Raw genomic sequence first — 26,034 nt, 5'->3', positions numbered from 1 at the left:
TCCTCAGTCCACTGTACGAACATCCCGGACCCGCGGCCTCCGCATCCGGCGGCGGCCCCGGCGGGGGCTACCGGGCCCGCTGCACACGGCGCTCGTCCCACACCGGCTCCGGGGTCTCGCGGACGTGACCGTCGGTGCCGAAGACCAGGAAGCGGTCGAAGGAGCGGGCGAACCAGCGGTCGTGGGTGACCGCGAGCACCGTGCCGTCGAATGCCTCGAGGCCCTCCTGGAGCGCCTCGGCGGACTCCAGGTCCAGGTTGTCGGTCGGTTCGTCCAGCAACAGGGCGGTGACGCCCGCGAGTTCGAGCAGCAGGATCTGGAAGCGGGCCTGCTGGCCGCCGGACAGCCGCTCGAAGCACTGCTCGGCCTGCTGGGTCAGCTCGTAGCGGCGCAGCCGGGACATGGCCGGGCCCCGGTCCTGGGCGTGCTCCTTCCACAGGATGTCCAGCAGGGTGCGGCCCTGGAGTTCGGGGTGCGCGTGGGTCTGCGCGAAGTGGCCGGGCACGACGCGGGCGCCGAGCTTCCACCGCCCCGAGTGCTTGACGTCCTCCCCGGCCAGCAGGCGCAGGAAGTGGGACTTGCCGGAGCCGTTGGAGCCGAGGACGGCGACCCGTTCGCCGTAGAACACCTCCAGGTCGAACGGCTTCATCAGGCCGGTCAGCTCCAGTCCCTCGCAGGTGACCGCCCGCACTCCCGTACGGCCGCCCTTCAGGCGCATGCTGATCTCCTGCTCGCGCGGCGGCTCGGGAGGCGGTCCCGCCTCCTCGAACTTGCGCAGCCTGGTCTGGGCGGCGGCGTAGCGCGAGGCCATCTCGTGGCTGACGGCGGCGGCCTGACGGAGGTTCAGGACGAGCTTCTTCAGCTGGGCGTGCTTCTCGTCCCAGCGGCGGCGCAACTCCTCGAAGCGGGCGAAGCGTTCGCGGCGGGCCTCGTGGTAGGTGGCGAAGCCGCCGCCGTGCACCCAGGCGTCCGCGCCGGCCGGTCCCGGTTCGACGGAGACGATCTTCTCGGCGGCGCGGGCGAGGAGTTCGCGGTCGTGGGAGACGAACAGGACCGTCTTGCGGGTCTCCTTGAGCTGCTGCTCCAGCCACCGCTTGCCGGGTACGTCCAGGTAGTTGTCCGGTTCGTCGAGGAGCAGGACCTCGTCGGTGCCGCGCAGCAGCGCCTCCAGCACCAGGCGCTTCTGCTCGCCGCCGGACAGGGTGCGCACCTGGCGCCACTGCGCCGTGTCGTACGGCATGCCGAGCGCGGCGGTGGTGCACATGTCCCACAGGGTCTCGGCCTCGTAGCCGCGCGCCTCGGCCCAGTCGGCGAGCGCCTGCGCGTAGGCGAGCTGGGCGGCCTCGTCGTCCACCGTCATGACGGCGTGCTCGGCCTCGTCCACCGCCTTCGCCGCCTCGCGGATCCGCGGGGTGGCGACGGAGACCAGCAGATCACGCACGGTGCTCTCGTCGCGCACCGAGCCGACGAACTGGCGCATCACGCCGAGCCCGCCGCTGACGGTGACCGAGCCGCCGTGCGGCTTCAGCTCGCCGGAGATCAGCCGCAGCAGGGTGGTCTTGCCCGCGCCGTTCGGGCCGACCAGGGCGACGGCGGAGCCTTCGCCGACCCGGAAGGAGACATCGCCGAGCAGCGTCCTCCCGTCGGGGAGGTGGTATTCGAGGTGTGCGGCTTCCAGATGTCCCATGGGGAGGCATTCTCCGGGCCGGGGGCGGAGCGGGGCAAACCGATATCGGACCACGGGGGCCGCCGGGCCTTCCCCGGCGCCCCGGCCGGGCTGCCCCGGTTCAGCCGCTGGTGTCCAGGGCTCCCCCGCCGGGCCGGATGCGCCCGGCGGCTCGACGGTGCGGGTCTCCCAGGTCAGGACCCGCCAGCCGGTGCCGGGGGTGCCCTCCAGGGTGACCACACCGGTGTTGGCCAGTGGGCGCGCGGCGGCGAAGGCGACGTCGATGTTGCGGGCGCGGGCGGCGGTCCACACCCGGATGGCGGCGCCGTGGCTGACCAGGGCGGCCGTCGCGGCGCCGCTGCCGTACGCCTCCTTGACCACGGCGTCGAAGCGCGCGAGTGCCTCCTCGCCGCTCTCTCCGCCGTGGACGCGCAGCGCGGTGTGCCCGGCCGACCAGGCGAAGGCGGTCCGCAGATAGGACCGCGCCTAGGGCCTTTCTTCCGGATCAGGTCGGCTTGAGTTGGCGGTGCCTTACGGCCGAGCCGAGCGGGGGCTGGTGCGTGCAGATGCAAGGCGGAGGAGGGAGTCGACGCGGAGCGTCGACGACCGACGACAACGCCGCAGATGTGCGTACCAGGCCCCGCGACCCCGGCAAGATCCGGAAGAAAGGCCCTAGGGGGCGTCGCCCGGCAGCATCTCCAGGTGGCCCGCGGACAGCTCCCGGATGCCGTCGCGGACGGTCACTCAGAGCCCGCGCGCCAGGGCCAGCGGGGCGGCGGTGAGCCGGGTGCGGATCAGCGGGGAGGCGTACAGGGCGCCGATGTCCTCCGCTGCCAGCGTCCGCGGCAGCGCGGCGGCCTGCGCCTCGCCGAGGGGGGTGAGCCCCGGACCGGGTGCGGCGGTGTCCAGCAGGTCGCGCACATTGGACGCGGTCTGGCCGTGGCGGATCAGGAGCAGGCGCATCCGGGCGGCGTCCTCGCGGCATCCGGGCGGCGTCCTCGCGGGACAGGCCGTCGCGGGACAGGAAACGGGCACTTCAGGGTATCCGCACCCCTATGAACCAGACCGAGACTCCGGACGTGGATCTGACCGCCCCGACCGCCGCCCCGCATCCCCTGTACGAACGGCTGCTCGCCGCCGACGGCCGCCTCTTCCAGCGGGCCGCCCGCTGGAACTGGCCGGGGGCCGAACACGTGCTGCCCCGGCTGAGTCGCGCCGCCAACCACGGGGTGCTGTGGGGGGCGGTGGCCGCCGCGGTGGCGGCGAGCCGTACGCCGCGGGCCCGGCGGGCGGCCGTGCGGGGCCTGGCCTCGCTTGCCGTGGCCTCCGCGACCGTCAACACGCTCGGCAAGCGTTCGGTGCGCCGGGCCCGGCCGCTGCTGGACCCGGTGCCCCTGGGGCGGCGGCTGCGACACCAGCCGGTCACCACCTCGTTCCCCTCGGGCCACGCGGCGTCGGCGGCCGCCTTCGCCACCGGAGTGGCCCTGGAGTCCCCGGCGTGGGGCGCGGCGGTGGCGCCGCTGGCTCTCTCGGTGGCCGCCTCGCGCGTCTACACCGGGGTGCACTTCCCGAGCGACGTGCTGGCCGGCGCGGCGCTGGGCGCGGGCGCCGCCTTCCTGGTGGAGCGCCTCGTGCCGGCCCGCACCGCGACGGTGCCCGGCGCCCGGCCGCGCGCCGAGGTGCCCGCGCTGGTGGAGGGCGAGGGGCTGGTGATGGTCGTCAACCAGGGCTCGGGCACCGCGGACCGGGTGGGCGGGCTGCGCGCGGCACTGCCGCGCGCGGAGATCGTGGAGTGCGAGCCCGAGGAGGCGGGCGACGCGCTCGCCAAGGCGGCGGAGCGGGCGCGGGTGCTCGGGGTGTGCGGCGGCGACGGCACCGTGAACACGGCCGCCGCCGTCGCCCTGCGCCACGGGCTGCCGCTGGCCGTGCTGCCGGGCGGCACCCTGAACCACTTCGCGCTCGATCTGGGCGTGGAGGACGAGCGCGACCTGGCCCGTGCGGTGCGCAAGGGCGAGGCGGTGCGGGTGGACGTGGGCCGCTTCGTCTCCGACGGCGACCAGGGCCTGTTCCTGAACACGCTGAGCCTCGGGGTGTACCCGGAGCTGGTGCGCGCCCGCGACTCCTGGTCGCACCGGATCGGCAGCTGGCCGGCCGGGCTGCTGGGCGCGCTGCGGGTGCTGCGCGAGGGCCGGCACCCGCTGGAGGTGGAGGTGGGCGGTGAGCGGCGGCCGCTGTGGATGCTGTTCACCGGCAACGGCGTCTACCACCGGATGGGGCTCGCGCCGGGCCGCCGCAACGACCTGGCGGACGGACTGCTGGACGTGCGGGTGGTGCACGGCAGCGGCCGGCCCGCGCTGCGGCTGCTGGCCGCGGCCGCCGCGGGGCCCCTGACCCGCTCGCCCGCCCATGCGGCCGTCCAGGTGAACCGGCTGCGGCTGACCGGCCTCGCGCCCGGCACCCCGCTGGCGTACGACGGGGAGGTCACGACCGTCTCGGGCGAGGTGACGGTGGAGAAGCTGCCGGAGGCGCTGACGGTCTACCGTCCGCTGCCCGAATCGATCTGACGGCCTGTCAGTCCGTATGGCGAAACAAGGGTCTCGCCATACGGGCGCCGCGCGTACCGTGAACCGTGACGCGGGCCGGGTCCGGCCGGTGCGGTGAGAAGGGGTACGGGCATGGTGAAAGCACGGGAGACGGCCATCTACACGCACGGGCACCACGAGTCGGTGCTGCGCTCGCACACCTGGCGTACCGCCGCCAACTCGGCGGGCTACCTGCTCGGTGTCCTCAAGCCGCACATGAGGATCCTGGACATCGGCTGCGGGCCCGGCACCATCACCGCCGACCTGGCCGAGCTGGTGCCCGACGGTCATGTGACCGGCGTCGACCAGGCCCCCGGCATCCTGGAGCAGGCGCGGGAGACGGCCGCCGCGCGCGGGCTCGCCAACACCGACTTCGCGGTCGCCGATGTGCACGCCCTGGACTACCCGGACGACACCTTCTGCGTGGTCCACGCCCACCAGGTGCTCCAGCACGTGGGCGACCCGGTGCAGGCGCTGCGCGAGATGCGGCGGGTGACGAAGCCGGGCGGGTTCATCGCCGTACGGGACGCCGACTACGCGGCGATGACCTGGTACCCGGCGCTGCCCGGCCTGGACGACTGGCTGGAGCTGTACGAGCAGGTGGCGCGGGCCAACGGCGGCGAGCCGGACGCCGGGCGCCGGCTGAAGTCCTGGGCGCTGGCCGCCGGGCTGCGGGACATCACCGCGACCTGCGGCACCTGGACCTTCGCCACCGAGGAGGAGCGCGCCTGGTGGAGCGGCCTGTGGGCGGACCGCACCCTCGCCTCCGCCTACGCCGAACGGGCTACGGCGTCCGGCCACGCCACGCCCGAGCGGCTGCGGGCGGTGTCGGACGCCTGGCGGGAGTGGGGACGGCGGGAGGACGGCTGGTTCGCGGTGCTGCACGGGGAGATCCTGTGCCGTAAGGAGGCGTGAGCACCGTGGGGCGTTCCTGAGCGCCCCCGGTGCGCCCCTGCCCTGTGTGCGTCAGTCGCGGGGCAGCAGCGGGCCGAGCGGCCCGAGGTCCAGGTTGAGGTCCTCGGGCCGCAGCCCGTAGCGGTCGCGCAGCTCTGCCATCCGGTCCTCCAGGAGCATCAGGGTGAGCCCGATCCGCTCCTCCTGCTCCTCGGTCAGGTCGCCGGTGTCGAAGCGCCGTACCGCCTGCCGCTCCATCAGCTGGCGCAGCAGCTCCACCACGGTCAGGACCAGTTTCACCAGGTCGCGCTCGACGGTGTCGGGTTCGAGGTCGAGCCGGTTGCGCGCGGACATCACAGCTCCTTCGCGGGCGCCCCGGACGGCGCTTCGAGCGGTATCGCGAACGGCGAGGGCACGGTTTCGTTGACCGAGCTGATCAGCGCGTTCAGGTCGATGCGGACGAGGTCCACGTCGGCGATGCGCAGCGTGACGTCGCCGGTGATGACGACACCGCCCGCCAGCAGCCGGTCCAGCAGGTCGACCAGGGCGATCTCCCGGCGCTCCACGACGGTCACCGGCCCTCCCCCACCCGCGCACCGTGCCGCGCCTCCTCGTCGGCGAACCCGCTGAACGAGTACGCGGCCCAGGGCCCGGTCAGCTCCACCCGCAGCCCGCCGGCCTCGTCCTTGGTGCGGTCCACCAGCTCCACGAACTCCTCGCACCGGTCGCGGGGCACCAGATAGGCCGCGTTCAGCACATTGCGGCCGCGGGCGCCGGACAGCGAGGCGTTCTGCGGGGGATGCAGCCTGCACGCCTCGGCGTGCGCGCACAGCCGCTCGTGCAGGGCGTCCGCGAACGCCTCGGCGGCCTGCAGGTCCGCCTCGTGGGCGTGGGTTTCCGCGCGGCGGCGGCGCAAGTAGTCCCGGCCGCTCATGGGCTTGCCGGACGCGCCGGCCGGTGCGGCGGGTTCGGCGGGCGGCGGCTCCGTGAACACCTTGACGCCCCACTCCACCCGCCCCTCCAGCCGGTCCAGGGCGCTCAGGAAGTCCGCCTCGCGAGCTTCGATCATGCTGCGCACCCCGCTGTCGTCCCGGAAGACGGTCGCGAGGCGCAGTGGCAGCGGGGTGGTGACGGTGGTGAGCGCGTCGATCACACCCTGGTGGGCGCGGGCGGTGGCGGCCAGCCAGTCCAGGTCCTCCAGGTGGGCTTTGAGGCCCTCCTCGCAGAAATCGGCCTCGGGGACCGTGCTGACCACCGCGACCAGGCCGCGGTGGGACAGCAGGGCCGGCGGGGCGCCCCCGACGCCCGTCAGCTGGGCCTGGAGGGGCGCCCCGAGGGGGCGGCAGACGGCGTACACATAGCGCAGCCCGGTCATGGCGCCTCCTTCCGCGCGCGGCCCGGCTCCAGTTCCTCCAGCCGGGCCAGCCGCTCTCTCAGCTCGGCGTTCTCCCGCGTCAGCTCGTCCCGGCGGGCCCGTGAGGACAAGGCCGGGTCGCTCTCCCACCAGTCGATCCCCATCTCCTTCGCTTTGTCCACCGAAGCCACGATGAGCCTCAGCTTGATGGTGAGCAGTTCGATGTCGAGCAGGTTGATCCGGATGTCACCGGCGATCACGACACCCTTGTCGAGCACCCGTTCCAGGATGTCGGCGAGGTTCGCGCCCGAGCTGTGGCCGTACGGGTCGGGGAACCCGCCCGACCGGGGGGCGGGGGTCGTCATCGACGGCTCCCGCGCTCGGTGTACTCGGGTTCTTCCTCCTCGTCGCCCTCGTACTCCTCGTCCTCGGGCTCCTCGTCCTCGTACTCGTCCTCCAGTTCCTCCTCGTCCTCCTCGCCCTCTTCGGGCTCCCCGGCTTCGTCTTCCTCGTACTCGTCCTCGTCCTCGTACGAGTCCTCGTCCTCCTCGGGCCCGGCCGGTTCCCGGTCCCCGGCCCGGTCCTCGGGCTCCTGGTCCTCGGGCTCCTGGTCCTGCGACTCCTCGGATTCCTCGGATTCCTCCTCCGCGACCGCGTCCTCGTGGCTGCGGACGACCTCGCCGTCGCGGATCTCACCGCGCCAGCCGTCCTCCGCCTCCGCCTTGAGGGTGATGAAGCGGGCGAAGTGCTTCAGGTCCAGCCTGGTCCGGCGGCCCTGGGCGCGCCACAGGTTGCCGGTCTTCTCGAAGAGACCGCTCGGGTAGTACTCCATGACCAGCAGGACCCTCGTCAGGTTCTCGCCGAGGGCGTGGAAGGTGACGACGCCCTTGGTGCTGCCCTTGGCGCCCTCGGAGGTCCACTGGATGCGCTGGTCGGGGATCTGCTCGGTGGTGCGGGCCTTCCAGCTGCGGCTGGACAGGAAGATCTTCGCCTGCCAGTCGGTCTCGGTGTCGCCCGCGCGGGAGACGCTCTTGACGCCGTGCGCGAAGGTGGAGAAGTCCTGAAACTGCGTCCACTGGTCGTAGGCCGTGCGCAGCGGCACGCCCACGTCGATGGACTCCATGATCACGGTCGGCTTGTTGCCGCCGCGGCCCTTGCCCTTCTTGCCACCGCCGAGGTTCTTGACGGCGTTCGTGACGCTGTCCTTGGCATGGGAGGCGCCGAGTTCCAGCGCGGTGCGCAGCGGGCCCTTGCCCTCGGCGATCTTGCGCCCGCCGTCGAGCGCGAGCTTCGCGAAGCCGGGGCTGTTGCCCTCCGCGATGTCGTTCAGCTTGCCGGTGGTCTCGCCGAGCTTGCGGCCGAGGCCGGTGAGCAGCCGCTGCGCCTGTGCGGACAGGTACTCCTGCGCCTCCTCCTTCAGCCGGTCGGCGGCCTCGCTGTGGGCGAGGTCGGCGAACGGCCCCGTGTCCTTGGCGGCGCCCTTGGCCCGCCCGGCGGCCGAGGCCGCGGAACCCACGGTGTCGGTCATCGTTCGTCACCGCCCTTCGCGGAACCGCCGCCGCGGGGGCCGGCCTGCTTCTTCGCGGCCGTCTGACGCTGGGCGCCGGTCTTCTTGGCCGCCGCCTTCTTCGCGGGGCCCCGCTTCTCCGTCGTGCCCGTGCGCCGCGCCGCGGTCTTCTTGGCTGCCGGCTTGCGGGTGCTGGACTTCGCGGCCGCGCGGTCCTCGTCCCGGCCCTCGCGGTCGCCGTCCCCGTCGTCGCGCCCGCTGTCGCGGGCCTCGCGGTCCTCGCCGTCCTCGTCCGCCCGCTCGTCGCCGCCGTCCGCGGGCGCGCCGGAGAGTTCGCCGCGCACCTGGGCCGTACGGTCGTGCAGGCGGTCGGCGAGGCTGCTCATCTGCCGTTCGACCATGGCCCCGGAGGCCGCCTTGCCGACGCCCCGCAGATCGGTGCGCAGCTGGTCGCCGATCTCCTTGAACTGCGGGTTGTCCCGCAGCTGCCGACGGGCGAGGTCGGCGAGCGCACCCGGACCGAGGTTGAGCTTCTTGCCCGCCACCAGCGAGCCGACCGCGAGTGCCATCTTCAGTTTCCTGGTACGTCCCAGGAAGTATCCGGCCCCTACGGCGAGGCCCAGTGCCGTTCGGTTCATCGTCCCGTTCCGTTGCCTGTGGTGTCGCCGGGGCCCTGCTGGGCCTCCAGCCGGTCGAGCAGTTCGTCCTCGCGCCGGTCGAACTCCTCCTCGGTGATCTCGCCCGCCGTCAGCTGTTCTTCGAGGCGGGCGAGTTCGGCCCGTACGGTGGCGGGGTCGTAGTAGATCCGTTCCGCCTCGCGGAGCACCTGGTTGATCGCCCAGCCGCTGCCGCGCACGGGCGCGAAGGGCAGCAGCAGCACTTCCTTGATCAGCCCCATGGGATCCTCCTTCCGCTCTCCGTCCGGGCCGTCCGCCCGGGGCCGGGCCGGCCTCTTGCCCCTAGGGGGCCGGGGCGGTGGCCTCCGCGGGCTGGGCGGGGCCCGGCTCGACGAAGCTGTACGGCGGCAACGGGCCGTTGACGCGCAGCTCCAGGTGGGAATGGCCGGCCCGGACCCGCTCGACGGCGGCCAGGAACTCCTCCGCGGTGTCGCGGGCCACCAGGAACGAGTCGTTCAGCAGCCAGCCGGTGGACTGGGGGCCGGAACTCACCGCGGCGGCGGCCGGCTCCAGCTGGGCGCGCACCTCGGCGGCGTCCGTCGCCTCCCGTGCCTTGACGGCACCGGCGACCATCTCGCCGAGGCGCAGCTTGTCGTCGTAACTCCCGCCGCCCGCCTTGCGGTTGGCCTCCGCGAGGGCGCGCACGTCCGGCTGCTCGGCCATCACCAGGTGCAGGACGGCCTCCTCGATGTGGTTGGCCTTGACGTTGTACTCGACCTTGCCCTCCAGGGCCGCGAGCCGCTCCCGGTAGTGGTCGGCGCGCTCCTGGAGGACCTGGGTGACGGTGTCGTCGTCGGGCGCCACGTTGCCGAACCGCATGGGCAGCACGCAGCCGCCGGCGCCCGCCTCGGCGAGCACGTTCTGGTGGGCGAGCAGGTCCCGGCGCTTGGGGCGCAGGTTCTCGGGGGCCTCGCTGACCAGGGCGGCCAGCTCACCCGCGACGAGGACCCGTACGGGCAGGGCCGGATCGCCCACGCCGGTCATCCCTTCGGGGAGCGCCGGGTGCGAACGGGCGGTGATCCCGTAGACGTACGTGCTCACTCCTGCTCCTCCTTGCGGCGGGCCGCGGCCTTGCGGGTGCGGGGCCGCTCCTCGCCCTCCTCGCGGGCCTGCTTGAAGGCGTCGGATATGGTCTCTGCGGCGCCGGAGAGAGCGCCCTTGGACTTGCCGCGTGCGCCGGACTCGGTCACCTGGCCGACCACGTCGGGCAGGCCGGGGCTCTTGTTGGGTCCGGATTCCAGATCGAGGCGGTTGCAGGCCTCGGCGAAGCGCAGGTAGGTGTCGACGCTCGCGACGACGACCCGCACGTCGATCTTCAGGATCTCGATGCCGACCAGGGAGACGCGCACGAAGGCGTCGATCACCAGGCCGCGGTCGAGTACCAGTTCGAGAACGTCGTAGAGGCCGCTGCTGCCTCCGCCGCCGGACTGCTGTGCCGGGACAACGGTCATGCCGGCCGTTCCTCCTCCGTGGTAGGTGCGAAATGTCGTGGTGGGCGGTCCGTCTAGCGGCCGCCGGGGCGCGGGTCGGCTCTGCCGCGTTCGTAGCGGCGGACCCGCCGGTAGCCGGTGAGCTGCCCGTCCTGGTCGAGTTCGACCTGGTAGGCGCCCATGAGGCTCATGGTGTCCGGCACCCGCTCCAGCTCCAGTACCTCCACCTCCAGCGACCAGCCGTCCCCGGTCTGCTCGAAGGAGGAGACCGACTCGGGCACGAGTCCGGTCAGCTCGGCGAGCTGGGCGCGCGCCTGGCGCAGTACCTCCATGGGGCCCGGCGCACGGGCCTCGGGCTCGTGCGTGGACTCCTCGCCCTCGGGGGCCGGCCGGGTCCGCTTCCGGGCCTTCCGGGGCTCCCGCTCCGGTTCCTGTTCGATTTCTTCCCGCGCCTCTCGATCTTCTTCCCGCTCGGGTTCCTGCTGGGGATCTCGTGAATTCTGTGTCCGTGCTGTGCGATGTGTGTTCGACATGGCCACCTCTTGGTGCGGGTGGCCGCTCATCCCGTGGCCAAACCTTCGGACCGCTCTCAGTCCCCGCGCAGCTCCGCGAGGCGCCGCCGGGCGGGCCCGAGGCCGCGGCCGCGGGCCGGCAGGTCGGCCCAGGGGTCGGTGCGGGCCTGTTCGAGGGCGTCGGCGATGGTCCAGCGGCGGGCGTGGACACCGGGGTCGTCCAGCTGCGGCCAGGCGACGGGGACGGCGACGGGGGCGCCGGGGCGGGCGCGGACCGTGTAGGGGGCCACGGCGGTCTGGGCGTAGGCGTTGCGCTGCACGTCGAGGTAGAGGCGCCCGCCGCGGTCCTCCTTGCGGACGGCGGTGGTGAGCCCGTCGGGGTGCCGTGCGGCGGCGAGTTCGGCGACGTCGTGGGCGAATTGCCGTACCTCGTCGAAGCCCTGGCGTCCGTCGAGCGGGACGACGAGGTGCAGTCCGCGCGAGCCGGTGGTCATCGGGGCGGCGGGCAGGGCGAGTTCGTCCAGCAGCGCGCGCAGCACGGCGGCGGCCTCGCGGACGGGGGCGAAGTCCTCGTCCGGTGGGTCGAGGTCGAACACCAGCCGGTCGGGGCGGCCGGGGCCGGCGGCCCGGTCGGTGCGGGAGAGCCAGCGGTGCAGGGTGACGCAGGCCTGGTCGGCGAGGAAGAGGAGGGTGGCGGTGTCGTCGCACACCACGTGCCTGACGGTGCCGCCCTCCTTGGGGACCTCGGCGCGGGTGATCCACTCCGGGTAGTGCTCGGGGGTGTTCTTCTGCATGAACCGCGGGCCGTCGACACCGTCCGGGTGGCGCTCCAGCATCAGCGGGCGGCCCCTGAGGTGCGGCAGCAGGTAAGGGGCGACCGAGCGGTAGTAGTCGGCCAGGTCGCCCTTGGTGTACTCCGGCGTACCCCCGCGGCCGGGGAAGAGGATCTTCCCCGGCCGCTGGATCCGCACCACCCGGCGGCCCGCCCGTATCCGCCGCGGCGCGCCGTCGCTCACCGCACCACCGCCTCCTCCACCAGCAGCTTCGCCGCGGCCACGATGCCGAGGGAGTCGATGCCGGCGGCGTGCAGCTGCTCGTCCGGAGCGGCCGAGCCGGGCATCGTACGGACCCCGAGCCGGACCAGGCGGGGCACCGGGCGGCCGTCGGCGAAGGACTCCGCGACCGCGTCCCCGATGCCGCCCTCGGGGTGATGGTCCTCGACGGTGAGCAGGCAGCCGGTGTCCTCCGCGGCCCGGCGCAGCGTCTCGGCGTCCACGGGCTTGACCGAGTACAGGTCGATCACCCTGACCGCGATGCCGTCCTCGGCGAGCCGGTCGGCCGCCGCGAGGGCCTCCGGCACGGTGACCCCGGCGGCGACGATGGTCAGCCGGTCATCCTCCGAGGAGCGCAGCGTCTTGCTGCCGCCGACCGGGAACTCCTCGTCGGCGTCGTAGAGCACCGGGGTCTTGCCGCGGGAGGTGCGCAGATAGCGGATGCCGTCGAGGCCGGCCATGGTGGCGGCCAGCCGGGCGGTCTGGTTGGCGTCGCAGGGGTAGAGGACCGTGGAGCCGTACACGGAGCGGAACATGGCGAGGTCCTCCAGGCCCATCTGGGAGGGCCCGTCCTGGCCGATCGCGACGCCGGCGTGCGAGCCGACGAGGTTGATGCCGGAGCCGCTGATGGAGGCCATGCGCACGAAGTCGTGGGCGCGGGTGAGGAACGCGGCGAACGTCGCGGCGTACGGCACCCAGCCGCGTGCCGCCATCCCGACGGCCGTGGCGACGAGCTGCTGCTCGGCGATGTAGCACTCGAAGAAGCGATCGGGGTGCGCCTTGGCGAACTCCTCGGTGCGGGTGGAGTCGCCGACCTCGCCGTCCAGGGCGACGACGTCGCCGCGCGCGTCGCCGAGCGCGGCGAGGGCGGCGCCGAAGGCGTCCCGTGTGGCGGCCTCGTCGCCCTTGTCGTAGCGCGGCAGCCGGATCGCCTCGGTGGTGTGGTCGTGCAGCGCGGCGGCGGCCGGCGGCTCGCCCACGCGCAGCCGCAGCCGGCGGGGACCGCCGAGTTCGGCGATCGCCTCGTCGGCGTCGGGCAGCGGCTTGCCGTGCTGGCCCTCCCGGTCCTCCACGGCGGCCACGCCCTTGCCCTTGAGGGTGCGGGCGAGGATCGCCACCGGCTGCCCGGTGGTGGACAGCGCCTCTCCGTACGCCCGGTCGATCGCGTCCACGTCATGGCCGTCGATCTCGATGGTGTGCCAGCCGAATGCCTGGAAGCGGCGGGCGTAGGCGTCCAGGTCGTGGCCGTGCCGGGTGGGGCCGCGCTGCCCGAGCCGGTTGACGTCGACGATCACCTTGAGGTTGTCCAGGTTCTCGAACCCGGCGTGCTCGGCGGCCTCCCAGATCGAGCCCTCCGCCAGCTCGCTGTCCCCGCACAGCACCCACACCCGGTAGCCGGTGCGGTCCAGGCGCAGCCCGGCGAGCGCGATGCCGACCCCTACGGGCAGACCCTGGCCGAGGGAGCCGGTGGCCGTCTCCACCCAGGGCAGCCTGCGGGGCGTCGGATGTCCTTCGAGCCGGCTGCCCAGCTTGCGGAAGGTGACCAGCTCGCCGTCCTCGATGGCGCCGGCCGCCTTGTAGGCGGAGTACAGCAGGGGCGAGGCGTGGCCCTTGGACAGCACGAAGCGGTCGTTGGCGGGATGCTCGGGGCGCTCGAAGTCGTAGCGCAGATGGTTGGCGAGCAGGACGGCCACCAGGTCGGCGGCGGACATCGAGGACGTGGGGTGCCCGGAGCCCGCCGCCGCGGCGGCCCGTACGCTGTCGACGCGCAACTGCTGTCCGAGTTCGGCGAGTTCGGCGGTGTCCATGGTTCTCCTTGCGCGAGATCGTGAATCGTCGGTGGATGGCCGGCACCCGGATTCACCAGGGCGGCGCGGGTGCGACCGGGCGGGTGCGTGCCGGGGGTCCGGGACCGGCGTTCCCCGCCGCGCGGCGGCGCCTCGGGCGGTGGGCTCGTGCGAGGTCTTCCGCGTATCCGGGGCCCGGCCAACCAAACGCGGGGGCGCTCACCCGGCCGGAGCACACACGGACCGCCCCGCAGGTGCGCGGGCGGCCCGGCACGTCGGTACGGGCCGCCTCGGTGCGGGCCACGGCGGTGCCGGGCGCGTTTCGCCCCGGTACCCCCGGTTACCCGGCCGCGGACACGCACACCCCGTTCCGGCACCCGGAGGTCCCCTCATGCCCGAGTACGGCTATTTCCTGGCGAGCGAGGAGCACGGTCCGGCCGCGCTCGTGGAGCAGGCGCGGATGGCCGAGCAGGCCGGGTTCCAGGCGCTGTGGATCTCGGACCACTTCCACCCGTGGAACGACGCGCAGGGCCAGAGCCCCTTCGTCTGGTCGGTGATCGGCGCGCTCTCCCAGGCCGTGTCGCTGCCCATCGAGACCGCCGTTACCTGCCCGACCGTGCGGATGCACCCGGCGGTGACGGCGCATGCCGCGGCCACCTGCGCGGTGCAGACCGGGGGCCGCTTCCGGCTGGGCCTCGGCACCGGCGAGGCGTTGAACGAGCACATCCTCGGTGACCGCTGGCCCCCGGCGCACGTGCGTCTGGAGATGCTGGAGGAAGCGGTGCAGGTGATGCGCCGGCTGTTCACCGGCGAGGAGGTCGACCACCACGGGACGCACTACACCGTGGAGAACGCCCGCCTGTACACGGTGCCCGACGAGCCGGTCCCGATCGACATCTCCGGCTTCGGCCCCAAGGCGACGGCGCTCGCCGCGCGGGTGGGCGACGGCTACATCACCATGATGCCGGAGGAGGAGATGGTCACCTCCTTCCGCAAGGGCGGCGGCGGGGCCAAGCTCGTCAGCGGCGGCACCAAGGTCTGCTACGGCACCGACCGCGAGGAGTGCGTCCGCCAGGTGCACCGGCTCTGGTACAACGAGCTGCTGCCCGGCGAGATGGGCCAAGTCCTGCCCTCCCCCAAGCACTTCGAGCAGCTGCACGAGCTGGTCACGCCGGACATGGTCCGGCAGAACGTGGTGTGCGGCGACGATCCGGACGAACACGCCGCCGCCCTGCGCGCCTTCGGCGATGCCGGGTTCGACCGCGTGTACGTCAACCAGATCGGCCCCGACCAGCAGGGCTTCTTCGACTTCTACCGTACGAAGGTGCTGCCCCGGCTGGCCGAGGGCTGAGCCGGGCGGGGCGCCCCCGGACAGGGCGCCCCGCTCCGCTTGTCACTCGTCACTCGTCACCGGCGCGGGTCGTCCAGTCCGGCCGGCGGGTTCTCGGGGACCGGCGGGTACGGCAGGCCGAGGCCGCCCGGCGGGGCGACCGGCGGGGTGCCGCCGATCACATGGTGCGGCGGGTGCGGCTGGTGTCCGGAGGACGAGGAGTGGGCACTGGCCCGCAGCGCGTACGCCACCACGGCCAGCAGCGCTCCGGTGATCAGCGCGGCCGCCCAGCCGGGCAGCCCGGTCGCCAGGGCCAGCCCGACGGCGACGACGACCGCGCCGCCCGCGTACAGGGCGGCGGCGCCCGACGCGCCGTAGAGCACGGCGGTACGGCGCTGCTTGCGGGTCTGCTCGCGCAGCTCCTCCCGTACCGTCACGCGGGCCACCTGAGCCAGCTCCTCGACCAGCTCCTTGTCGAGATGTTCCAGATGATCCAAAGGCTGTGAACGGTTCATGGTACGCGGGTACCCTGTGCGCATCTCGGGTAACTCCGGGGGACCTGCGCGCGGGCCCTGATCCCAACTAGGCTCGCCGGTATGGAGATTATGGGCGCCTCGCTGCGTATCTGCGTTGCCGACATCGAGACCGCGATCCCCTTCTACGAGCGGCTGGCCGGTGGCACCGCCCAGCGTTTCGAACGGGGCGGGGTGCGGGTCGCCGCGATCGGCTCCTTCCTGCTGATGAGCGGTCCGGAGGCGGAGCTGGACATCCTGCGGAAGGTCACCGCGACCATCGCCGTCAAGGACGTGGGCGAGGCGCAGGAGCTGCTGACCGGCCTCGGTGCCCGCATCCTGGTGGAGCCGGTGCCGACGCCGGCGGGCCGCAACATGCTCGCGATGCACCCGGACGGATCGATCTTCGAGTACGTGGACCAGCACGGCTGACGGCTCAACCCAGGTCGGGGCGCATCCGGAAGTCGTAGCGGGCGGGCAGGGGTTCGCCGGTGAGCCGGGCCCACACGCGGTCGAGCGCGCGGGAACCCTCCCGCAGGTCGGCGACCTCGAACCCGGCGTCGAACACGGCCCGCGCCGCGTCCCGCCGGCCCTCCGCGAGCAGCAACTCCGCCTCCAGCAGCCGGAATCGGCCGCGCTGCCGGACGGCCGGGGGCAGCCGCTCCCAGACGGCGCGGGCCTCCGCCGTCCGCCCGGCCCGCAGCAGCGCTTCGAGCGTCTCGCGGCCGAGGGCGGCCAGCACGGCGGTGCGGTCCGCGTCCCGGCCGCCGTCCTCGGGGCGAGCGGTGGCGCACAGGTCGGCGAAGGCGCCGGCGTACCGGTCGGCGGCCCGCTCGTGGTGGCCGTCGTCCGTGTCCGCGACGGCGAGAGCGCGCAGCAGCGGCCAGCGCGCGGGCGCGTGCGGCAGGGCGCGTTCCCAGCTGCGCACGGCCTGGGCGCGGTCGCCCGCGTGCCACTGGGCGATGCCGAGGTGGTACTCGGTGTGCCAGGTGGCGGGCGCGGTCTCCAGCAGTTCCCGCCAGTGCGGGGCGACCAGCGTCTCGGCGCCCGGCCACGCGCCGGGCGGGGCGGGCAGACTGCCGGTGCGCAGCAACTCCCGCCAGGGCGCCTGGTCCTGGCCGAGCGTGGACTCGGGGAAGGGTGTGCCGGGCAGCTTCCATCCGGCGCGCAGCACTTCGAGCGCGCCCCAGCCGGAGCCGGTGGCGAGGATCTCGCCGGGTTCGGTGTCGGCGGCGGGCCGCCACCGGGTGTACGCCTCCTCGACGCGGGCGCGGGGCAGCGCCGACTCCAGCCGCCGCTCGGCCTGCCGGACGGCGCCGGGCCACTCCCCCGCGGGCGCGGTGTCGAGCGGGCCGTACGCCTCCAGCCAGCTCACCTCGCTCTCCGCGGCCAGCCGGACGTGCTCCAGCTGGGTGCGGGCGAGGCCCGCCTGGATCTCGCAGTAGCCCCCGGTGCCGGGCTCGGTGAGCCACTGCTGCCAGCGGCGGCCGCCGGCCCCGCTGCCCCAGACGAACAGCTTGCGGCCGCGCAGCGCGTCGGTGGACGTCTGCACCAGCCCGCGCCCGTCCGCGCCCAGCGCGACGATCCAGCGGCGCCGGCCGTCGGGGATGTCGTAGAAGTAGTCGGCGGCGTACGGGCTGTTGAGCGGGTACGTGCGGTCGATGCCGTCGTACGACGGGACCGGCACCCGGCGCAGCCGCCGCTCGTAGCCGAAGTGCCAGGCTTCCTCGGCCGGGGCGAGGACGCGGACCTTCTCGGGTACCGCGATGTTGGTCCACCAGTACGCGGGCACCGGGTGCGGGTGCGGATTGCGGACGCGGACACCGGCGTAGAGGAAGTCGGAGCCGTCCGGCAGCCACAGGTCGACCTGGAAGGGCAGGTCGCGCAGCCGCTCCCACTCCCACAGGCGCAGCATCTGCCCGCCGTCGGGGGCGGGGACGCGCGCGGCGTGCAGAGGTGCGCAGGACAGGGTGGTGTGGCCGGTGGCGCCGATGTTCCACTCGATGCCGCCGGAGTACCAGGCGCCGTTGAGGGCGAAGTCGGCGGGCTGGAACACCGGGTTGCGGTACAGGAGTTCGCGGCCGGTCGGCAGGTGGACGAGGGAGGCGACACGGCCGCCGAGACCGGGCAGGACGGTGGCGCGCAGCCGGTCGTTCTCGATCACCAGGGCGTCGAGCCGGCGGGGCGCGCGCATCCTGTCGTAGCCGTCGCGGAGGCGGACCGGCAGCAGGCTGCGCAGCGGCGCGTAGCCGATCCCGCGCGCCATGTCGCGGGGTATGCCGTCGAGGTCCCGGTCGTCGGCGCGGTGGACCTCGTCGAGCGGGCGCAGTGCGGGCAGCGGGTTGTCCGGGCCCAACTCGGCGGCGGGCAGGGTCAGTACCTCACGTCGGATCCTTGTCACGACGACCATGGAACCCGGCGGGCGGTGACTCGGCCAGGGGAGCTGCCGGTCAGGATTGCGCAAAGGGCGCCGGTGTCCCGGCGCGGCGGGGCGTGCGAGGTCAGGCGCGCATCTCGGTGGTGAGCGCCCAGCGTTCGTGGTCCCGCCAGTCCCCGTCGATGTAGATCATCTTCGGTGAGAAGCCCTCCAGGCGGAACCCGGCGCTCCGGGCCAGCGCGATCGAGGCGGTGTTCTCCGGCTGGGCGTTGATCTCCAGGCGGTGCAGACCGAGCGGCCCGAAGGCGTGGCCGATCACCAGCTCCAGGCCCTCGCGCATCAGGCCCCGCCCGGCGGCGTGCGCGAACGCGCCGTAGCCGAGGGCGCCGCAGCGGAAGCCGCCCCGGACGATGTTGTTGATGTTGATGAAGCCGGCGATGTCCCCGCTGTCGCGCTCGCACACCAGGAAGCCGGCCTTCGCCGGGTCCTCGATCAGCCGCCCGGCGTAGTCGGCGTAGGCGTCCTCGGTGTCCGGCGGGAACAGCCACGGCCGGTGCAGGTCCCTGCTCTCGCGGGCGCGCGCGGTGAACTCGGGTCCGTCCGCCAGGGTGAAGTGACGGATGCCCACACGGGGGGCTTCGGCGAGGTAGCGGGACGCGGTGTGCGGCATCCGGCCAGCTTACGTGTCCCGCCCCGTCGCAGACGGCAGGATCAGCGCAGCGCGGGCTCCGCCAGCGTCAGCGTCCCCGCGTCCGCGTCCAGCTCCGCCCGCACCCCGAACGGGATGGTCAGCGCGCCCTCGCAGTGCCCGAACCCCATCTCCTGGAGGACCGGCACCCCGAGTCCGCCGAGCCGGTCCGCGAGGACGGCGCGCACCTCCTCGTACGGGCCGCAGCGCTCCCAGGAGCCGAGCCCGATCCCGGCGACCCCGTCGAGCCATCCGGAGCGCAGCAGCTGGGTGAGCAACCGGTCGATGCGGTACGGCTGTTCGGTCACGTCCTCGATCATCAGCAGCCCGCCGCGCGCACCGGCCGGGGCGAACGGGGTGCCGAGGTCGGCGGCGAGCCCGCCGAGGTAGCCGCCGAGGGTCACCCCGCCGGCCCGGCCGGGCACCAGCGGGGTTCCGGTCGTGGCGATGGTGCGTACCGTCTCGGGCGCGAACAGCGTGGCCTTGAGATGGTCCTGCGCCCGCGCGCTCTTGATGAAGTCGATCCCGGCGGCCACCGGCCCGTACAGCGTGACCAGGCCCAGACGGGTGGCGAACGCCTGGTGCAGATGGGTGATGTCGCTGAACCCGGCGAAGACCTTCGGCCCGGCCGCGCGCATCGCCTCCCAGTCGATCAGATCGACCATGCGCTGGGCGCCGTAGCCGCCGCGGGCGCACAGCACCGCGGCCACCGACGGATCGCACCAGGCCCGCTGGAGATCCGCGGCCCGCTCGGCGTCGCTGCCCGCCAGGTAGCCCAACTGCCCGTGCCGGGCCAGGACATGGGGCATGACGACCGGGTCGAGGTCCCAGCCGCGCAGTACGTCGAGACCCGCCTGGACGCGCTCCTCGGGTACGGGCCCACTGGGGGCGACGACGGCCACGCGGGCGCCCGGTGCCAGCCGTGGCGGGCGGACGAGGGGTCTCACCGGTGCAGCTCCAGTCGGGGCAGGCCGGGCACGTCCAGCTTGAACACCTGGGCGTACAGGGAGAGTTCGGACTCCAGGGCGCGGATCATGGTGTCCGCCCTGCGGAAGCCGTGCCCCTCCCCCTCGAAGGTGAGGTAGGCGTGCGGGACGCCCTTGCCCTGGAGGCGGGCGAGGAACTCCTCACACTGCACGGGCGGGCAGATCACGTCGTCCAGGCCCTGGAGCATCAGGAACGGCACGGTGAGCCGGTCGGCGTGGTTCGCCGGCGAGCGCTCGGTGTAGCGGGTCGGTACCTCGGTGAACGGCCCGATCAGGGACTCCAGGTAGCGCGACTCGAAGTCGTGGGTGCCGCCGGAGCCCCAGCCGGTCAGATCCAGGATGGGGTAGAGGATGGTGCCGCACGCGTAGACGCCGGTGGTGGTGAGGGAGGCCGCGGTGGTCCAGCCGCCCGCGCTGCCGCCCCGGATCGCGAGCCGGCCGGGGTCCGCGGTGCCCTCCCCGGCCAGCGCGCGGGCGACGGCCGCGCAGTCCTCCACGTCGACCACGCCCCACTGCTCGCGCAGCCGCTCGCGGTAGGCGCGGCCGTATCCGGTGGAGCCGCCGTAGTTGACCTCGGCGACACCGATGCCCCGTGAGGTGAAGTAGGCGATCTCCAGGTCGAGGACGAGCGGCGCCCTGCTGGTGGGACCGCCGTGCGCCCAGACGACGTACGGCGGCAGCTCGCCGTCGGGCGCGGTGCGCTCGGGGTGGTGCGGCGGGTAGATGTGGGCGTGCACCTCGCGGCCGTCGGGTCCGGTGAAGACGCGGATCTGCGGCTCGGGGTAGTAGGCGGGGTCCACCGGGTCCCGGTGGCGGGCGCCGACGGCGCGGGCGCGGCCGGTGGTGGTGTCCAGCTCGACCACCTCGTAGGCGCTGCGCGGGCTGGCGCCGACGGCGGCGACCCGGCCGCCGTGCACGGCGAGGCTCGGCGCGAACTCGGTCCACGGTCCGGCGGCGTCCACGATCTCCCCGGTCTCCGGGTCCAGGATGCCGAGCAGGGTCGAACCCTTGCCGTGCACGACCGCGATCAGGCCGCTGTCCAGGGGCGCGAACCAGCGCAGGCCCAGTTGCCACAGCGGGCCGCCGAACTCCTCCTCGCGGGTGCACAGCGGGACGCCGTCGCGGTAGAGGTTCCACCAGCCGCCGCGGTCGCTGGAGTACAGGAGTCTGCCGTCCGCGGCCCATTCCACCTGTGCGACGGCCTCGTCGGGGCCTCCGGCGACGGTGTGCGCGCCGTGCAGGGTGCCGTCCTCGCCGACGTCGGCGACCAGCAGTTCGGTGCCCTCCCAGGGCATCCGGGGATGGTCCCAGGCGAGCCAGGCGGCGCGCCGGCCGTCCGGGGAGAGCCGGGGGCCGGTGACGAACCGATGGCGTTCCGCGGTGAGTTCGCGCACCGCGCCGCGGTCCTCGGCGGCGGAGCCGTCCAGCGGTACGGCGGCGAGGACGCGCCGCACGTCGCCGGGGTCGTCGCCGGTGAACTCCTCCAGCACGCACCACACTTCGCCCCGTTCGAGGTCGAGGCGCGGCTCGGCCCAGCGCAGTCCGCCGCCGACCGGGGAGAGCGGGGTGAGCGGGCGGGGCTCGCCGCCGGGCTCGTACCGGTAGAGCCGCTGGTCGGCGAAGTGGGCGAACACCACGAGGGGCGTGCCGCCCTGCGTCCCGGCGGTCCAGGGCCGGCCGCCGTACTCGATGACACGGCTGCGCACGTTCCACGGCGCGGGCAGCAGCGACTCCTCGGTGCCGTCGGCGCGTCGCCGCATCAGGGCGCGGCGGCCACCCTCGCCGGGGCGGGGTTCGGTCCACCAGGTCTCGTCCCCGACGTAGCCCACCCAGTCCGGGCGGCCGTCGTGGGCGGCGGCGAGCGCCGCGTCGATGGGTGACGGCCAGGTGCCGTAGGGCGTCGTGAGCATGTTGTCCTCCCCCATGTCGTCTAGGCCGTGCGCAGGAAGCGGTCGAGGACGCGGACACCGAAGTGCAGCGCCTCGACGGGCACGCGTTCGTCCACGCCGTGGAACAGCGCCTGGTAGTCGAGGTCCTCGGGCAGCTTCAGCGGGGCGAAGCCGTAGCCGGTGATGCCGAGCCGGGAGAACTGCTTGGCGTCGGTGCCGCCCGACATGCAGTACGGCACGACGTGGCCCTCGGGCGCGAACTCCCGTACGGCGTCCCGCATCCGTGCGAACAGCGGCACGTCCACCGGTGCCTGGAGGGCCACCTCGCGGTGGGCGAACTCCCAGTCGACGTCCGGGCCGGTGAGCCGGTCGAGGGTGGCGGTGAACTCCTCCTCGCCGTCCGGCAGAAAGCGCCCGTCGACATGCGCGACGGCCTCACCGGGGATCACGTTCACCTTGTAACCGGCGTCCAGCATGGTCGGGTTGGCACTGTTGCGGATGGTCGATTCGACCAGCCTGGCGGCCGGGCCCAGCTTCTCCAGCAGCCGTTCGACGTCGCGGAAGTCGGCGTCGATGCCGTACACCGCGGCGAGTTCGGTGAGCGCGGCGCGCACGGTCGGGGTGAGCCGCGGCGGCCACTCGTGCTCGCCGATGCGGGTGACGGCGGCGGCGAGCCGGGTCACCGCGTTCTCCTCGTTCACCTTCGAGCCGTGCCCGGCGCGCCCGCGGGCGGTCAGCTTGAGCCAGCCGGTGCCGCGTTCTCCGGCCGCGATCGGGTAGATCTGCCGCCCGGCACCGTCGTGGAAGGTGAAGGCGCCGGACTCGCCGATGCCCTCGGTGCAGCCCTCGAACAGCCCGGCGTGTTCGTCGGCGAGGAAGCCGGAGCCGTCCTCGGCGCTGGCCTCCTCGTCGGCGGTGAACGCGATGACCAGGTCGCGGCGGGGCCGCACTCCCGAGCGGGCCCAGGAGCGGACGACGGCGAGGATCATCGCGTCCATGTTCTTCATGTCGACGGCGCCGCGCCCCCACACCACTCCGTCGCGGACCTCTCCGGAGAAGGGGTGCACGCTCCAGTCGGCGGCCTCGGCGGGCACCACGTCGAGATGACCGTGGACCAGCAGGGCGTCGGCCCCCGGATCGGTGCCCTCGATCCGGGCGACCACATTGGTGCGGCCCTCGGTCCGCTCCAGCAGCAGCGGTTCGAGGCCGGCGCCGGCCAGCCGCTCGGCGGCGTACTCGGCGGCGGGCCGCTCCCGGCAGTCGCCGCCGCCGCGGTTGGTGGTGTCGATCCGGATCAGTCCCGAGGTGAACTCCACGACCTCGTCGAGGGCTTGCGCGTCAGCCATACTGCTCCTCCACGGCGCTGGAGACGATCGTGGTGACCGCCTTGAACGTCCGGATGCCCTCGTACATGGTGGCGCTGGTGTACGCCACCTTCCGCTCGCCGATGCGCGCGACCCCCGGCACCACCGTCGCGGCCATCGCCAGGTGCTCGGCGTCGAACTCCACGGCGACGGTGAACGGCCCCGCCTCCACCGGCGCGTGGCGCACGGCGAGCCGCGCGGCCTCCTTGGCGGCGGCGCGGATGCCGGCGGCGGTACGGGCCGGGGTGCGGCACACGGCCGCGTACCGCGACACATGGTCCTTGACGGCGACCTTCAGTGCCTCGGGCGCGTAGCCGAGCGCGTCCTCGCAGGCCACGTCGTCGCCCGTGACGAGGACGACGGGGACGCCGTACTCGGCGACGACGTGCGCGTTGAGCAGGCCCTCGCTGGCGCGTACGTCGTTCAGCCAGACGCCGGTGATCTGGTTGGCGAGGTAGGTGTGGGCGAGTACGCCCTCCATTCCGGCGCCCGCGTGGTAGCCGACGAAGGCGATGCCGTCCACGTCGCCGTGCTGGACGCCTTCCACCATGGACAGCTCCTTGTGCCGCCCGGTGAGCATCTCCACCCGCTCGTCCAGCTGTTCCAGCAGCAGATTGCGCATGGTCCAGTGGGCCTCGTTGACGAGTACCTCGTCGGCGCCGCCGTCGAAGAAGCCCTGTACGGCGGCGTTCACGTCCGAGGTGAACATCCCCCGGCACCGCTCCCACTGCGGCGTCCCCGGCAGTACGTCCGCCGGCCAGGTGACGCCCGTGGCCCCCTCCATGTCGGCACTGATGAGGATCTTCATGGAGCGTCACGTTACGCGCTGCGGGGTCCCCGGACCACCAGTGCCGCGGCGGCGCCGTGGCGGCACCCCCCATGCGTTTTGCATAATGCAAAAGTGAGGGAGGAGAATCAATGAGTGCCATATCGGTGGCAAAGGACACAAAGCGCGGGCCGGGCGGGGCGGCACGGGGCCGGGCGCCCGCACCGGGACCGGCAGGTCCACCGCACGGCGCCTGGATCGTCCTGGTCCTGGCCGTGGTCGTGGGCGCCGGGGCGGGCCTGGGCTCGATCGTCTTCCGCTGGTGCATCCGGACGTTCACCCGGCTGCTGTCCGGCCATGCCGACTACGCCGCCTCCCCCGGCGCGGACAACCCGCACGTGCCCTGGCTCGGCCCGTGTTTCGTGCTCCTCGCCCCGGTCGTCGGCGGCCTGCTCTACGGCCCCCTGGTCAACCGGTTCGCCAAGGAGGCACGTGGGCACGGCGTGCCCGAGGTCATGCTGGCCGTCGCCCAGCGCGGCGGGCGGATCAGCCCCAAGGTCGCCGTCGTCAAGACGCTGGCCTCGGCACTGACCATCGGCTCCGGCGGGTCGGTGGGCCGCGAGGGTCCCATCGTGCAGATCGGCTCGGCGCTCGGCTCCACCCTCGGCCGGCTGACCCGGTCGGCCGAGAGCCGGATGAAGCTGCTGGTCGCCTGCGGCGCCGCGGGCGGCATCGCGGCCACCTTCAACGCACCCCTGGCCGGTGTCTTCTTCGCCATGGAGCTGATCCTCGGCACCTTCACCGCCGAGGCGTTCGGCGCGACCGTCCTGGCCAGCGTCACCGCGAGCGTGATCGGACGGGCCGCGTTCGGCGACAACGCCTTTCTGAACCTGCCGGACTTCCACGTCGGCCACCTCCCCCAGTACGGCCTGTTCGCCCTGCTCGGGGTGGTCGCCGCCGCCGTCGGTGTGGGCTTCACCCGCTTCCTCTACCTGGTCGAGGACGCCTGCGACTGGCTCTGGCGGGGCCCGGAGTGGCTGCGCCCCGCGGTCGGCGGCCTCGCGCTCGGCCTGGTGCTGCTGGCACTGCCCCAGATGTACGGCGTCGGCTACCCGGTCCTCCAGAGGGCGACCGAGGGCGGCTACGCGGCGGGCTTCCTGCTGCTGCTCCTCGCCGGAAAGATGCTGGCGACCAGCCTCACCATCGGCATCGGCGGCTCGGGCGGCGTCTTCGCGCCGAGCCTGTTCATCGGCGCGATGCTCGGCTCCGCGTACGGCATCGGCGTCCACCACCTGCTGCCCGGCTCGGCCGGCGCCGTGGGCGCGTACGCACTGGTCGGCATGGGCGCGGTGTTCGCCGGTGCGGCACGGGCGCCGATCACCGCCGTGGTCATCCTCTTCGAGCTGACCGGCGAGTACTCGATCATCCTGCCCCTGATGCTGGCCGTCGTGCTGGCCACCGTCACCAGCAGGCTGCTGTGCCGGGACACCGTCTACACCCTCAAGCTGCGCCGCCGCGGCATCGACCTCCAGGGTCCCGCCCCCGGCGCGCCGATCGGCGCCCAGCGCGTCGGCACCGTCATGGAGCCGCTGCCCGCACCCCTGCCCGCGGCCACCCCGCTGGCCGGCGCCGCCGAACTGCTCGGCCGCTCGGGCCACGGCGCGCTGCCGGTGGTCGACGACCAGGGGGCGTACGTCGGCGTCGTCACCGCGCGGGCGGTCGCCGAGGCCCTGGCGGAGCAGCCGGACGCGGCACCGGCGACCGTGGGTCCGCTCGCCGAGCCGCCCGCGCCGGTGACCGCCGACCAGCCGCTCGCCCAGGCCCTGCACACCCTGCTCACGGCGGCCGGGAGCGGGGTACCGGTGCTCGACGCGGAGCGGGGCGACCCGGTGGGCTGGCTCAGCCATCAGGGCGCGTTGCGCGCGGTGCACGCGACGAGCTGAGCGCCGAGCCGATTCTTTGCATCATGCAAGGGACGCGGACGGCCGGGGCTCAGACCTCGTGGGCCAGCGATCCGTCCACGATCCAGCCCAGCGGATGCGGTTCGGGGTCGTCGGCGCCGGGGGCCGGCGGCTCGCCGCCCGCCTCGTTGAACGCGTCCAGGGCCTCGACGAGGGCCAGCCGCTCGGTGGGGCGGAGCCTGGCCACGATGGCGGCGATCTCGGCACGGCGCCCGGCCGTCACGTCCGCCACGATGCGCCGGCCCTCGTCGGTCGCCCGCAGCAGGGTCTCGCGCCGGTTGTCCGGATTGGGCTGCCGGTCGGCGAGCCCGGCGGCGATGAGCCGGTCGACCATGCGCATCGCGGTCGAGGGCGCCACCTGGAGGAGTTCGGCGAGCGCCACCAGCTTGGTCGTCCCCCGCGTCGCCAGCACCACGAGCATCCGGAACTGGGCGAGGGTCACCCGCTCCTCCACCGCGGCGAGGGAACGGGCGGACACGGCCACCAGCAGACGGGATGCGGTCAGCACGGCCCTGGTGACCGCGTCGACATCGTCCAAGGCGCCCGCGGGGGTCTTTCGTTCCGGCATGGGTCCTTTCTACCGCGTGCGGCGCGCCCCGCTCCACGAGAGTCCCGGCGGGGCCAGGGGGGGGGGGGGGGGGGGGGGGGGGGGGGGGGGGGGGGGGGGGGGGAGAGGGGGGGGGGGGGTGGTGGGGCGTAG

The 26,034-nt window shown here is 73.8% G+C and carries 26 protein-coding genes and 1 pseudogene; 5 read left to right on the top strand and 22 right to left on the bottom strand.

What is annotated here, in order from left to right; genetic code table 11:
- Positions 1 to 67: 67 nt before the first annotated feature.
- Together ACZ7EC_RS32120 and ACZ7EC_RS32115 are read right to left on the bottom strand one after the other, a co-directional pair.
- The gene (locus tag ACZ7EC_RS32120) at positions 68 to 2,101 is read right to left on the bottom strand and encodes an ATP-binding cassette domain-containing protein (RefSeq protein ID WP_471068624.1); all 2,034 of its coding nucleotides are present in this window, start codon (positions 2,099 to 2,101) and stop codon (positions 68 to 70) included.
- A 246-nt stretch (positions 2,102 to 2,347) separates the two neighbouring features.
- Positions 2,348 to 2,629, bottom strand: a pseudogene (locus ACZ7EC_RS32115) (histidine phosphatase family protein); the annotation flags it as partial.
- Between the two features lie 92 nt (positions 2,630 to 2,721).
- On the opposite strand from ACZ7EC_RS32115, the gene ACZ7EC_RS32110 reads away from it, so the two are divergent.
- Both ACZ7EC_RS32110 and ACZ7EC_RS32105 read left to right on the top strand, forming a co-directional pair.
- Entirely contained in the window at positions 2,722 to 4,230 is a 1,509-nt protein-coding gene (locus ACZ7EC_RS32110; protein ID WP_471068502.1) for a phosphatase PAP2 family protein, read from the top strand.
- A 111-nt stretch (positions 4,231 to 4,341) separates the two neighbouring features.
- Positions 4,342 to 5,163 carry a class I SAM-dependent methyltransferase gene (locus ACZ7EC_RS32105; RefSeq protein ID WP_471068499.1) on the top strand — a complete coding sequence of 274 codons (822 nt, stop codon included), beginning with the start codon at positions 4,342 to 4,344 and terminating at the stop codon, positions 5,161 to 5,163.
- 51 nt (positions 5,164 to 5,214) lie between these two features.
- Here ACZ7EC_RS32105 and ACZ7EC_RS32100 read toward each other — a convergent pair whose 3' ends face one another.
- The 12 genes from ACZ7EC_RS32100 to ACZ7EC_RS32045 form a co-directional block, all read right to left on the bottom strand.
- The gene (locus tag ACZ7EC_RS32100) at positions 5,215 to 5,496 is read right to left on the bottom strand and encodes a gas vesicle protein K (protein WP_450456600.1); all 282 of its coding nucleotides are present in this window, start codon (positions 5,494 to 5,496) and stop codon (positions 5,215 to 5,217) included.
- Entirely contained in the window at positions 5,496 to 5,717 is a 222-nt protein-coding gene (locus ACZ7EC_RS32095; protein WP_471068496.1) for a gas vesicle protein, read from the bottom strand. Before ACZ7EC_RS32095 ends, ACZ7EC_RS32100 begins: the two co-directional genes overlap by 1 nt.
- Positions 5,714 to 6,517, bottom strand: coding sequence for a GvpL/GvpF family gas vesicle protein (locus ACZ7EC_RS32090; RefSeq protein WP_471068493.1), 804 nt, complete (start codon positions 6,515 to 6,517; stop codon positions 5,714 to 5,716). Before ACZ7EC_RS32090 ends, ACZ7EC_RS32095 begins: the two co-directional genes overlap by 4 nt.
- Complete coding sequence (locus tag ACZ7EC_RS32085) at positions 6,514 to 6,861, bottom strand: gas vesicle protein (RefSeq protein WP_471068490.1); 348 nt, start codon at positions 6,859 to 6,861, stop codon at positions 6,514 to 6,516. The genes ACZ7EC_RS32090 and ACZ7EC_RS32085 overlap by 4 nt, the downstream gene beginning before the upstream one ends.
- Entirely contained in the window at positions 6,858 to 8,024 is a 1,167-nt protein-coding gene (locus ACZ7EC_RS32080; protein ID WP_471068488.1) for an SRPBCC family protein, read from the bottom strand. Before ACZ7EC_RS32080 ends, ACZ7EC_RS32085 begins: the two co-directional genes overlap by 4 nt.
- A complete protein-coding gene (locus ACZ7EC_RS32075; protein ID WP_471068485.1) occupies positions 8,021 to 8,641 on the bottom strand; it encodes a DNA primase in 621 nt (206 codons plus the stop codon). Before ACZ7EC_RS32075 ends, ACZ7EC_RS32080 begins: the two co-directional genes overlap by 4 nt.
- Positions 8,638 to 8,901: a gas vesicle protein GvpG gene (locus ACZ7EC_RS32070; protein WP_471068482.1), complete on the bottom strand. Its 264-nt coding sequence runs from the start codon at positions 8,899 to 8,901 to the stop codon at positions 8,638 to 8,640. The genes ACZ7EC_RS32075 and ACZ7EC_RS32070 overlap by 4 nt, the downstream gene beginning before the upstream one ends.
- A gap of 61 nt (positions 8,902 to 8,962) precedes the next feature.
- A complete protein-coding gene (locus ACZ7EC_RS32065; protein WP_471068479.1) occupies positions 8,963 to 9,721 on the bottom strand; it encodes a GvpL/GvpF family gas vesicle protein in 759 nt (252 codons plus the stop codon).
- Entirely contained in the window at positions 9,718 to 10,131 is a 414-nt protein-coding gene (locus ACZ7EC_RS32060) for a gas vesicle structural protein GvpA (RefSeq protein WP_421677306.1), read from the bottom strand. Before ACZ7EC_RS32060 ends, ACZ7EC_RS32065 begins: the two co-directional genes overlap by 4 nt.
- A gap of 53 nt (positions 10,132 to 10,184) precedes the next feature.
- Complete coding sequence (locus tag ACZ7EC_RS32055; protein WP_471068475.1) at positions 10,185 to 10,643, bottom strand: gas vesicle protein GvpO; 459 nt, start codon at positions 10,641 to 10,643, stop codon at positions 10,185 to 10,187.
- A 56-nt stretch (positions 10,644 to 10,699) separates the two neighbouring features.
- A complete protein-coding gene (gene ligD, locus ACZ7EC_RS32050) occupies positions 10,700 to 11,638 on the bottom strand; it encodes a non-homologous end-joining DNA ligase (protein ID WP_471068471.1) in 939 nt (312 codons plus the stop codon).
- Complete coding sequence (locus ACZ7EC_RS32045) at positions 11,635 to 13,482, bottom strand: transketolase (protein ID WP_471068469.1); 1,848 nt, start codon at positions 13,480 to 13,482, stop codon at positions 11,635 to 11,637. The genes ligD and ACZ7EC_RS32045 overlap by 4 nt, the downstream gene beginning before the upstream one ends.
- 370 nt (positions 13,483 to 13,852) lie before the next feature.
- Here ACZ7EC_RS32045 and ACZ7EC_RS32040 point away from each other — a divergent pair, with 370 nt between their 5' ends.
- Positions 13,853 to 14,812 (top strand): LLM class F420-dependent oxidoreductase, encoded by a 960-nt coding sequence (locus ACZ7EC_RS32040; protein ID WP_471068467.1) that lies wholly within the window; start codon positions 13,853 to 13,855, stop codon positions 14,810 to 14,812.
- Between the two features lie 56 nt (positions 14,813 to 14,868).
- Here ACZ7EC_RS32040 and ACZ7EC_RS32035 read toward each other — a convergent pair whose 3' ends face one another.
- The gene (locus tag ACZ7EC_RS32035; RefSeq protein WP_471068464.1) at positions 14,869 to 15,306 is read right to left on the bottom strand and encodes a phage holin family protein; all 438 of its coding nucleotides are present in this window, start codon (positions 15,304 to 15,306) and stop codon (positions 14,869 to 14,871) included.
- An 81-nt stretch (positions 15,307 to 15,387) separates the two neighbouring features.
- Here ACZ7EC_RS32035 and ACZ7EC_RS32030 point away from each other — a divergent pair, with 81 nt between their 5' ends.
- Positions 15,388 to 15,735, top strand: a complete 348-nt coding sequence (locus ACZ7EC_RS32030; protein WP_397983094.1) for a VOC family protein — start codon at positions 15,388 to 15,390, stop codon at positions 15,733 to 15,735.
- A 4-nt stretch (positions 15,736 to 15,739) separates the two neighbouring features.
- Here ACZ7EC_RS32030 and ACZ7EC_RS32025 read toward each other — a convergent pair whose 3' ends face one another.
- From ACZ7EC_RS32025 to ACZ7EC_RS32000, 6 genes are all read right to left on the bottom strand, one after another.
- Positions 15,740 to 17,713 (bottom strand): DUF5107 domain-containing protein, encoded by a 1,974-nt coding sequence (locus ACZ7EC_RS32025; protein ID WP_471068461.1) that lies wholly within the window; start codon positions 17,711 to 17,713, stop codon positions 15,740 to 15,742.
- Positions 17,714 to 17,804: 91 nt separating this feature from the next.
- Positions 17,805 to 18,350 carry a GNAT family N-acetyltransferase gene (locus ACZ7EC_RS32020; protein ID WP_471068459.1) on the bottom strand — a complete coding sequence of 182 codons (546 nt, stop codon included), beginning with the start codon at positions 18,348 to 18,350 and terminating at the stop codon, positions 17,805 to 17,807.
- A 41-nt stretch (positions 18,351 to 18,391) separates the two neighbouring features.
- Positions 18,392 to 19,315: a S66 peptidase family protein gene (locus tag ACZ7EC_RS32015; RefSeq protein WP_471068455.1), complete on the bottom strand. Its 924-nt coding sequence runs from the start codon at positions 19,313 to 19,315 to the stop codon at positions 18,392 to 18,394.
- The gene (locus ACZ7EC_RS32010; protein WP_471068452.1) at positions 19,312 to 21,279 is read right to left on the bottom strand and encodes a dipeptidyl-peptidase 5; all 1,968 of its coding nucleotides are present in this window, start codon (positions 21,277 to 21,279) and stop codon (positions 19,312 to 19,314) included. The genes ACZ7EC_RS32015 and ACZ7EC_RS32010 overlap by 4 nt, the downstream gene beginning before the upstream one ends.
- Positions 21,280 to 21,284: 5 nt before the next feature.
- Positions 21,285 to 22,589 (bottom strand): M20/M25/M40 family metallo-hydrolase, encoded by a 1,305-nt coding sequence (locus ACZ7EC_RS32005; RefSeq protein ID WP_471068450.1) that lies wholly within the window; start codon positions 22,587 to 22,589, stop codon positions 21,285 to 21,287.
- Entirely contained in the window at positions 22,582 to 23,415 is an 834-nt protein-coding gene (locus tag ACZ7EC_RS32000; RefSeq protein WP_471068448.1) for a M55 family metallopeptidase, read from the bottom strand. The genes ACZ7EC_RS32005 and ACZ7EC_RS32000 overlap by 8 nt, the downstream gene beginning before the upstream one ends.
- 221 nt (positions 23,416 to 23,636) lie before the next feature.
- Here ACZ7EC_RS32000 and ACZ7EC_RS31995 point away from each other — a divergent pair, with 221 nt between their 5' ends.
- Positions 23,637 to 25,316, top strand: coding sequence for a chloride channel protein (locus ACZ7EC_RS31995; protein WP_471068621.1), 1,680 nt, complete (start codon positions 23,637 to 23,639; stop codon positions 25,314 to 25,316).
- A gap of 49 nt (positions 25,317 to 25,365) precedes the next feature.
- Here ACZ7EC_RS31995 and ACZ7EC_RS31990 read toward each other — a convergent pair whose 3' ends face one another.
- On the bottom strand, positions 25,366 to 25,902 hold the full coding sequence (locus ACZ7EC_RS31990; protein ID WP_397983101.1) for a MarR family winged helix-turn-helix transcriptional regulator: 537 nt from the start codon (positions 25,900 to 25,902) through the stop codon (positions 25,366 to 25,368).
- Positions 25,903 to 26,034: the final 132 nt, after the last annotated feature.

The sequence above is a fragment of the Streptomyces sp. NPDC037203 genome (assembly GCF_055605065.1).
The sequence above is the reverse complement of the archived record's forward strand: the minus strand, read 5'-3'. Positions and strand labels throughout refer to the sequence as shown.

What these genes read in the sequence shown, in the direction of transcription:
- ACZ7EC_RS32110 (WP_471068502.1), top strand. Translation starts at nt 2,722, where the DNA reads ATGAACCAGACCGAGACTCCGGACGTGGATCTGACCGCCCCGACCGCC.
- ACZ7EC_RS32105 (WP_471068499.1), top strand. Translation starts at nt 4,342, where the DNA reads ATGGTGAAAGCACGGGAGACGGCCATCTACACGCACGGGCACCACGAG.
- ACZ7EC_RS32100 (WP_450456600.1), bottom strand. Translation starts at nt 5,496, where the DNA reads ATGTCCGCGCGCAACCGGCTCGACCTCGAACCCGACACCGTCGAGCGC.
- ACZ7EC_RS32090 (WP_471068493.1), bottom strand. Translation starts at nt 6,517, where the DNA reads ATGACCGGGCTGCGCTATGTGTACGCCGTCTGCCGCCCCCTCGGGGCG.
- ACZ7EC_RS32085 (WP_471068490.1), bottom strand. Translation starts at nt 6,861, where the DNA reads ATGACGACCCCCGCCCCCCGGTCGGGCGGGTTCCCCGACCCGTACGGC.
- ACZ7EC_RS32080 (WP_471068488.1), bottom strand. Translation starts at nt 8,024, where the DNA reads ATGACCGACACCGTGGGTTCCGCGGCCTCGGCCGCCGGGCGGGCCAAG.
- ACZ7EC_RS32075 (WP_471068485.1), bottom strand. Translation starts at nt 8,641, where the DNA reads ATGAACCGAACGGCACTGGGCCTCGCCGTAGGGGCCGGATACTTCCTG.
- ACZ7EC_RS32070 (WP_471068482.1), bottom strand. Translation starts at nt 8,901, where the DNA reads ATGGGGCTGATCAAGGAAGTGCTGCTGCTGCCCTTCGCGCCCGTGCGC.
- ACZ7EC_RS32060 (WP_421677306.1), bottom strand. Translation starts at nt 10,131, where the DNA reads ATGACCGTTGTCCCGGCACAGCAGTCCGGCGGCGGAGGCAGCAGCGGC.
- ACZ7EC_RS32055 (WP_471068475.1), bottom strand. Translation starts at nt 10,643, where the DNA reads ATGTCGAACACACATCGCACAGCACGGACACAGAATTCACGAGATCCC.
- ACZ7EC_RS32045 (WP_471068469.1), bottom strand. Translation starts at nt 13,482, where the DNA reads ATGGACACCGCCGAACTCGCCGAACTCGGACAGCAGTTGCGCGTCGAC.
- ACZ7EC_RS32040 (WP_471068467.1), top strand. Translation starts at nt 13,853, where the DNA reads ATGCCCGAGTACGGCTATTTCCTGGCGAGCGAGGAGCACGGTCCGGCC.
- ACZ7EC_RS32035 (WP_471068464.1), bottom strand. Translation starts at nt 15,306, where the DNA reads ATGAACCGTTCACAGCCTTTGGATCATCTGGAACATCTCGACAAGGAG.
- ACZ7EC_RS32030 (WP_397983094.1), top strand. Translation starts at nt 15,388, where the DNA reads ATGGAGATTATGGGCGCCTCGCTGCGTATCTGCGTTGCCGACATCGAG.
- ACZ7EC_RS32025 (WP_471068461.1), bottom strand. Translation starts at nt 17,713, where the DNA reads ATGGTCGTCGTGACAAGGATCCGACGTGAGGTACTGACCCTGCCCGCC.
- ACZ7EC_RS32020 (WP_471068459.1), bottom strand. Translation starts at nt 18,350, where the DNA reads ATGCCGCACACCGCGTCCCGCTACCTCGCCGAAGCCCCCCGTGTGGGC.
- ACZ7EC_RS32010 (WP_471068452.1), bottom strand. Translation starts at nt 21,279, where the DNA reads ATGGGGGAGGACAACATGCTCACGACGCCCTACGGCACCTGGCCGTCA.
- ACZ7EC_RS32005 (WP_471068450.1), bottom strand. Translation starts at nt 22,589, where the DNA reads ATGGCTGACGCGCAAGCCCTCGACGAGGTCGTGGAGTTCACCTCGGGA.
- ACZ7EC_RS32000 (WP_471068448.1), bottom strand. Translation starts at nt 23,415, where the DNA reads ATGAAGATCCTCATCAGTGCCGACATGGAGGGGGCCACGGGCGTCACC.
- ACZ7EC_RS31990 (WP_397983101.1), bottom strand. Translation starts at nt 25,902, where the DNA reads ATGCCGGAACGAAAGACCCCCGCGGGCGCCTTGGACGATGTCGACGCG.